Annotated in this window: 7 protein-coding genes; 2 read left to right on the forward strand and 5 right to left on the reverse strand. The window is 67.1% G+C overall.

Annotated elements, in window-relative coordinates; all coding sequences use genetic code 11:
- Window positions 1-47: 47 nt before the first annotated feature.
- The 5 genes from EPN80_RS13420 to EPN80_RS13440 form a co-directional block, all read right to left on the reverse strand.
- Complete coding sequence (locus EPN80_RS13420; RefSeq protein ID WP_293027993.1) at window positions 48-836, reverse strand: EAL domain-containing protein; 789 nt, start codon at window positions 834-836, stop codon at window positions 48-50.
- On the reverse strand, window positions 833-2,203 hold the full coding sequence (locus EPN80_RS13425) for a sensor domain-containing diguanylate cyclase (protein WP_293027996.1): 1,371 nt from the start codon (window positions 2,201-2,203) through the stop codon (window positions 833-835). The genes EPN80_RS13420 and EPN80_RS13425 overlap by 4 nt, the downstream gene beginning before the upstream one ends.
- Window positions 2,200-2,580: a phosphonate transporter gene (locus tag EPN80_RS13430; protein WP_293027998.1), complete on the reverse strand. Its 381-nt coding sequence runs from the start codon at window positions 2,578-2,580 to the stop codon at window positions 2,200-2,202. Before EPN80_RS13430 ends, EPN80_RS13425 begins: the two co-directional genes overlap by 4 nt.
- A 229-nt stretch (window positions 2,581-2,809) precedes the next feature.
- Window positions 2,810-4,096, reverse strand: coding sequence for a DUF445 domain-containing protein (locus EPN80_RS13435; RefSeq protein ID WP_293028000.1), 1,287 nt, complete (start codon window positions 4,094-4,096; stop codon window positions 2,810-2,812).
- A gap of 66 nt (window positions 4,097-4,162) precedes the next feature.
- On the reverse strand, window positions 4,163-4,699 hold the full coding sequence (locus EPN80_RS13440) for a carboxymuconolactone decarboxylase family protein (protein ID WP_047215524.1): 537 nt from the start codon (window positions 4,697-4,699) through the stop codon (window positions 4,163-4,165).
- 116 nt (window positions 4,700-4,815) lie between these two features.
- Between EPN80_RS13440 and EPN80_RS13445 the strand changes: the two genes are divergently transcribed.
- Entirely contained in the window at window positions 4,816-5,802 is a 987-nt protein-coding gene (locus EPN80_RS13445; RefSeq protein WP_293028004.1) for an AraC family transcriptional regulator, read from the forward strand.
- Between the two features lie 190 nt (window positions 5,803-5,992).
- The gene (locus tag EPN80_RS13450) at window positions 5,993-6,394 is read left to right on the forward strand and encodes a hypothetical protein (RefSeq protein ID WP_293028007.1); all 402 of its coding nucleotides are present in this window, start codon (window positions 5,993-5,995) and stop codon (window positions 6,392-6,394) included.
- Window positions 6,395-6,881 lie beyond the last annotated feature (487 nt).

Below are 6,881 nucleotides of genomic sequence, written 5' to 3' on the forward strand. Positions count from 1 at the left end.
CGAGCGGCGAGCGGGCAGTGAGCGGGCAGCGAACGGGCAGCACCGCCTCAGGCGAAGACGTGCGGATCGAGGTGCGGTATCGCGCGAAATGCCGGTTTGGCGAAGAAGTAGCCTTGCATCAGGTTGACGCCGTGCGCGACGAAGAAGTCGCGCTCGCCTTGCGTTTCGATGCCTTCGGCGATGACTTCGATGCCCAGGTCGCGGGCGATCGAGAGGATGCCCTTGACGATGCGCTGGCGCACGCTGTCGGTGTCGATGCCGCGCAGCAGGCTCATGTCGAGCTTGACGAGGTCGGGCTGGAAGTCGACGAGCAGCGAGAGCCCGGAGTAGCCGGCGCCGAAGTCGTCGATGGCGGTGCGAAAGCCGTAGCTTTTGTAGGCCTTGAAAATGTCGACCAGGTGCGCGCGGTCGGCGATGTGCTCGCCCTCGACGGTTTCGAAGATGATTTTTTCGAGCGGAAAGCCGTGCGTCTGCGCGGCCTCCAGCGTCGTTCTGATGCACACCTCGGGCCGGTACACGGCATTGGGCATGAAGTTGATCGACAGATGCGCGTCGAGCGCGAGCGCGGCGGCCGTGGCGATCGCCACTTGCCGGCAGCGCTGGTCGAAGTGGTATCGGTTGCCTTCGTCGATTTGCGAGAGCACGGTGGCGGCCGATTCGCCCCCGGCGCCGCGCACCAGCGCCTCGCACGCGAAAACCGCCTTGCTGCGCACGTCGACGATCGGCTGAAACGCGAAGTCGATCTCGATCGGCAGCGGTGCGGCATCCTTGCAGCCCACGCAGCCTTGCGGGGCAAGCGGCGTGATGTCGATGCCGGGTTGGGTGGAAGACTTCATTGGGCCTCTCCTGCCGATGGGGACGGGTGCCTCGCCTCACCATCCCCTTTCGTTGATTCCGTGGTGCCTTGTTCCGATTTGACGACGTCTTCGACGCGCACGCAGTTGCGTCCCGCGCGCTTGGCTTCGTACAGCGCGCGATCCGCGGCGGCCAGCAGGTCGTCGAGTTCCGCCTGCGTCTTGCCGAGCGCCGCTACGCCAAGGCTCACGGTGGCGTGCAGCATTTGCCCGCCGGTCTCGATGGGCAGCTGTTCGATTGCGACGCGCAGGCGCTCGGCGATGGCGGCGGCTTCCTGCCGCGTGGTGGCCGGCAGCAGCAGCGCGAATTCCTCGCCGCCGAGCCGGCCGATCAGGTCGGCCGCGCGCAGCGTGCGCTTGGCTTCGCGCACAATCTGCTGCAGCACTTCGTCGCCCGCCGTGTGCCCGGCGGTGTCGTTGATGCGCTTGAAATGGTCCGCGTCGAGCATCACCAGCGAGAGCGGGCGCCGGTGCCGCCGCGCGCGCGTGAATTCGGCCTCGGCCACCTGGAAGAAGTGCGCGCGGTTCGAGGCGCCGGTCAGGTGGTCGGTGGTCAGCAGCCGCTCGAGGTTGTCGCTGGTGACCTTGCGCTGCGAGGCGTCGCGAATCACCACGGAATACCCGCTCGGCGCGTCGCCGTCTTCGTGCAGCACCGAGACGAGAATCTGCCCCCAGAAGCGCTCGCCCGAGCGGGTCGCGCACCAGCATTCCTCGATGTGCCAGCCGTCGTCGCGCGCCAGCGCCACGTGTTCCGCCAGGCGCCCCGGGCGCGCCTCGCCCGGCGCATAGAAAATGTCGAGCGGCCTGCCGACGATGTCGTCTGCCTGAAAACCCGTGAGCCGTTCGATCGACGGATGCCAGGTCTCCACGCGCTCCTGCGCGTCGAGCGTGAAGAAGGCGAAGTCGTGCACGCTGGTGTAGATGCCGGCCAGCCACGATTCGGTCTGGCGCACCTGCCGTTCGGCGGCGACCTGGCGCGAGATGTCGGTCAATACGGTCATCAGGAAGCCGGCGCCGATCCTGATGATCGAGCAGCTCAGCACGGCCGGATGGTGCCTGGCCGGGTTCACATACAGCCGGCGATTCTCGCAAACCGGGCCGCGCTCGCGCGTGAACTCGGCCACCAGGCGGCGCAGCTCCGGGGCGACCGGGGCGAGCGTATCGAAAATGTTGGCGAGCTCGCCGCCCTGGGCCAGCGGCATCAGCAGTTGGGCGGCCATCGGGTTCATCATGTCGACGTTGCCCGCCAGGTCGCTGCGCACGATGCCCACCGGCGAGAGGTACATGAACGAGAGCAGCGCTTCGTGCTCGGCGGCGAGTTCGTCCGGCCCGAGGTCGGGGCCGTTCATGCGGCCACCTTGCGCTCGATCAGCAGATACCGCGTGGCGATCTCGGGCGACATCAGCAGGCGCAGCCGCACGGGGGTGGGGCGCATGCGCAGCGTGAGCACGTAGGGGATGATTTCATCGAGCGTATGGGCGTCGAGAAACCGTTGCGCGACCATGAAATTGTTCATGCACGGCGCGACTTCCTCGAAAATATGGCGGGCCAGAATGCGCGCCGCGGAAAGCCCCGCGTTGCGCGATTCGGTGGCGTTGTAGTGCGTCACCAAAAAGTCCGGCGCGAAGCCGATCACGCCGTAGGGCAGTTCGTCGAGCCGGCCGGCGTCCAGCGCGGCCAGCTGCGCAATGCCTGTGGTCTCGAATCCGTAATCGATGTTTGTCATGCCTTGGTCAGCGCCTTTGCCGGCCCATCGGCCAGCGAAGTTCTTTACAGTGAAACGAGCGCGACAGGCCGATTTGCTGGATGTTGGGGCGACGGTGCTGCCGCGAGCGGTTGGCGCCCGTTGCGTAGTGCGACACACACGATAACGGCACGCGGCATGCAAACTTTAGCGATAGCCGGAAATGTCGGGGTGTGCGCGCATCGGCATGTGCCGGCGCCGCGCGCCTACCTTACATCAAATGCGCCCGCACCGCCTCGATCGCATAACTGCTCAAATACAGCAACAGGCCGATGCACCCGCCGACCAGCGTGCCGTTGATGCGGATGAATTGCAGGTCCTTGCCGATGTGCAGTTCGATCTGCCGCGACATGTCGGCGGCGTCCCAGTTTTTGACGGTGTCGCTGATGTGCCGGGTGAGAAACGCCGAGAAGTCCGGCGCCATGGCGCGCGCGGCGGTTTCCATGTGTTCGTTGAGCGCTTCGCGCAGGGCCGCGTTGGTGGCCAGCTCCTTGCCGAGCCATTGGCCGGCGGCGGCGGCTCTGGCGTGCAGCACCGAGTCGCCGCGCGTGATGTCGTCCTTGAGCCAGCGGCGCAGCTGGCCCCACAGCTCGGCGATGTAGCGATTGAGCGCCGGGTCGTCCTGGATGTAGCGCTTGATCTGCTCGCCCTTGGCGAGAAACGCCGGGTCGGTCTTGAGCCTGTCGATCAGCGTGGCGGCGGCCGCGTCGAAGCGTTCGCGCAGCACGTGGCGCGGGTTGGCGCTGATGTCGGAGAGCACCGAGTTGACCGCCTTGGCCACCATTGCCGCGCCGTTTTCGCCGAGCCATTCGGTGGGCAGCACGCGTTCCTTTTTGGGATGTTCGCGCTTGAGCCATTCGACGATGCGTGCGGCGATGAAGGCGCGCGTCTCGGGTTTGTCGAGCAGCGCGACGAATTGCGCGATGCCCGCATCGAGCAGCTTCTGGTGCCGGCCGTCCTGCGTGAGCGTGTCGAGCAGCGTGCCCATCGATTGCGACAGATCGAGCTTGCCCAGCAGCGCGTGCAGCGCATCCCGGATAAAGCGCTGGATGCGCGCGTCGTCGGTCAGCTCCAGCAGGCCGGCGGTGAGGGTGGCCACGTAGCCGCCCAGCAATTCGGTATTGGCGGGGGCCGTCAGCCATTGCGCGATGCGCTGCGCCGGGTCGTGCCTGCGGATCAGCCCGACGATCGACGGCGCGTCGAGAAATTTGTCGCGCACGAACTGCGCGAGGTTGTCGGCGATGCGGTCTTTGTTGCGGGGGATGATGGCGGTGTGCCTGGCGACCACCGGCAGGGGCACGCGCCGGAACAGCGCGACCACCGCGAACCAGTCGGCCAGCGCACCGACCATCGCCGCTTCGGCCACCGCCTTCACGCCGTCGAGCCACGGGCCCCTGGGCGCGAGCGCGGTGCCGACGAACACGGCGGCGGCAAGCAGCAGCAGGAGCAGCGCCTGGCGCTTGCTCCGGCTCAATTCCTGGGCTTTGGCGGGATCCATCGATAGGGCGACGAGGCGAGGGGGCACACACGCCCGACTATACCTCGCCCGGCCCGATCGCGGCCCTTATTCGACCGGCGGAAAATCCACCTCGGTGTCGTTGATGCGGTTGAACAGGTTGGTGAACACGGTCAGCGCGATCACCAGCGAGATCTCCGCCAGTTGCACCTCGCTGTAGCCGGCCGCGCGAATCGCCTCGACCGCGTCGGCGCTCACCGTGCCGCGCGTTTGCACCAGGGTGCGCACGAATCGCGCCAGTGCGTCGCGCTGGGGCTCGCCGGTGGCCTCGCCGGCGCGGATCTGGCGCAGCGTGTCGGGCTTCAGGCCGGCCATTTTGCCCAGCAGCGAGTGCGCGGCCACGCAATAGTCGCAGCCCGCCACTTCGCTGACCAGCAGCTTGATCGTTTCGCGGTCTTGCCGGCTCAGGGTGCCCGCGGCCACCACGCCTTCGGCGTTCAGATAGGCCTTCAGCCCTTCGGGGGTCAAGTGGCCCAGCGCGGCAAACAGGTTGGGCACGCCGCCGGCGGCCTTTTTGGCCAGGGCATAGGCTTCGGCGGTGGCGCCGGTGGCGGATTCGATAGCGGGGATGGCAATGCGGCTCATGGTCGGACTCCTTGGTTGAGTGATGTAAGGAGCCTCCACTGTAACGGCGAAAAATGAGCTTGATGAGTCCGTAATCGCTCAATAAAATGCTCATACGTCTCACGTTAAGGATTGCGATGTCACCCCCGATGGATTGGTTGAGCCGCCTGCTCGCGATGATGACCGTGACCGGCGAGCTCGAATATCGCTGCAGCTATGGCGCGCCGTGGCGCACGGTGTATGAAGATATCTTGCCTGGCGACATGCCGTACCACGTGGTGCTCAAGGGCACCGCGATCCTCGAGGCGCCGGGCGGCGACGCGCCGCAACGCCTGGGGCCCGGCGATATCGTGCTGCTGCCGCACGGCTCGACGCATGTGCTGCACGACGGCAGCGGCGCGCCGCCGCTGCCCACCGTCGAGCGCGCTGCGCTGAGCCGCGTCACGCTCAGCGAAAACGCCGGCGGCGGCGACCGGCTCGACATGCTGTGCGGGCGCTTTCGGCTGGCCGCGCCGCACGACCGCCTGATGCGCGATTACCTGCCGCAGCGGCTGGTGGTGCGCGCCGCGCCCGCTGGCGAGACGCCGCCGCAGACCACCGCCGCGCAGCTCGCCGGCCTGCTGGGCTTGATGCGGGCCGAATCGTTGGGCGAGCAACTGGGCGGGCATGCGCTGCTCAATGCGTTGTCGGCGGCCCTGTTCGCTCTCACGCTGCGCCTGGCCAGCGAAGCGCAGACGCCCGCGCTCGGGCTGCTGGCGCTGGCCGGCCAGCCGCGCCTGGCGCCCGCGCTCACGGCGATGTTCGACGACCCGGCGCATCCATGGACCCTGCCCGAACTGGCGCAACGCTGTCACATGTCGCGCGCCACGCTCGCCCGCCATTTCCAGGACAAGGTCGGCCGCTCGGCCAGCGATCTGTTGACCGACTTGCGCATGAGCCTGGCCGCCAACGCGCTGAAAAAGCCGGCGCTGTCCACCGAGGCGGTGGCGGAAATCGTCGGCTACCAATCGGTGGCGGCATTCCGGCGCGCCTTCACGCAACGCACCGGCATGACCCCGGGCGAGTGGCGCCGCCACGAGGGGCGCGATGCTGCACCGCACGAAAATTCTCTTCAGCCGATATAATTCGAGCTCGACGCGTGCCGGCGCAGGTTCGATGTGATGCGCCAGGGCCGGATGTCAGGGGGGCAAATGCCCTGCATCGCACGGTTGGGCGCCGTTGAGTGTTTTCCATCGCCTGGCGCGCCCGCCGGAGGTTGTCGGTGGTCGGCGCTTTCCCACCATTACACTTACGCGATACGCAGGAAGATCCCCGATGAATGCCTCCCTTGAAACGCTGTTCCCGGAGCATGACCACGCCACCGACAGCGTCGTTACCGCCCTGAACCACCAGGACATCGTCATGGCGTTGTCCGCCGCGCTGGCCACGCAGCAGGTCGCCGTGCTGCATATGCTGTATCCGCGCACCGACGCGCGCACCCACCACAGCCTCGATGCGCTCGTCGACGTGCTGCACGGGCATGGCCTGCACGAAGTCGCCACGCTGATCGCGCGCGAGGCGCATTACCTGCTGTTCAAGGACCCGGTCAAGGCGTGGAAGGCGTTCCAGGAAATCCGCAACGATTCGCTCGCGATCGGCGCGCATCTGTATTACCGCGGCCTGGTCGGCGCGGCGGCCGAACAGGCGCTCGACGCCGACGCGCACCGCAAGGCCTGACACGGCCCTGCCGCACCGGGGGCGGCGCGGCCGCGCCTTGCCCCTCGCCACCTCCCGCCACTCCCCGTCGCATCCCCGCACCGCCGATACGCCGTGACACGGCAGCTTCGCTGTAACGGTTCGTAATTTCTCGCCAAGGCCGTGTAACAAAAATTCCGGGCTTCCTCCGCTAGACTGCACGGCATGGCCATTCGGATTCATCTTGACGCCGCCTTGCTCCGTCAATGCACCCGCCGCTGTCTTGCCGCGCAGGGTGCCGGCGCATTGGTGCGCGCGCTTTACCCGCCAGGCTGCGCCCCTGCTATGCTTGGCGGGGCCGCCGCGCGCAGCCGTGGCGAGCCCGTTGCGCCGGATGGCAATAGCTTTCGGAGATGTAATGGATGCCTCCCTCCCTACGGGGATTGAAACTGGGACTGGAGTACGGAGATGAAGAACGTGGCTGTTCTGTGGAGTTGTCTTGCGGCGATCGCAAGGTGGACCCTCGAAT

The sequence above is a fragment of the Pandoraea sp. genome (assembly GCF_004297875.1).
Classification (GTDB): Bacteria; Pseudomonadota; Gammaproteobacteria; order Burkholderiales; family Burkholderiaceae; genus Pandoraea.

Coding starts and splice junctions, on each gene's coding strand:
- EPN80_RS13420 (WP_293027993.1), bottom strand. CDS start 836: ATGAAGTCTTCCACCCAACCCGGCATCGACATCACGCCGCTTGCCCCG.
- EPN80_RS13425 (WP_293027996.1), bottom strand. CDS start 2,203: ATGAACGGCCCCGACCTCGGGCCGGACGAACTCGCCGCCGAGCACGAA.
- EPN80_RS13430 (WP_293027998.1), bottom strand. CDS start 2,580: ATGACAAACATCGATTACGGATTCGAGACCACAGGCATTGCGCAGCTG.
- EPN80_RS13435 (WP_293028000.1), bottom strand. CDS start 4,096: ATGGATCCCGCCAAAGCCCAGGAATTGAGCCGGAGCAAGCGCCAGGCG.
- EPN80_RS13440 (WP_047215524.1), bottom strand. CDS start 4,699: ATGAGCCGCATTGCCATCCCCGCTATCGAATCCGCCACCGGCGCCACC.
- EPN80_RS13445 (WP_293028004.1), top strand. CDS start 4,816: ATGTCACCCCCGATGGATTGGTTGAGCCGCCTGCTCGCGATGATGACC.
- EPN80_RS13450 (WP_293028007.1), top strand. CDS start 5,993: ATGAATGCCTCCCTTGAAACGCTGTTCCCGGAGCATGACCACGCCACC.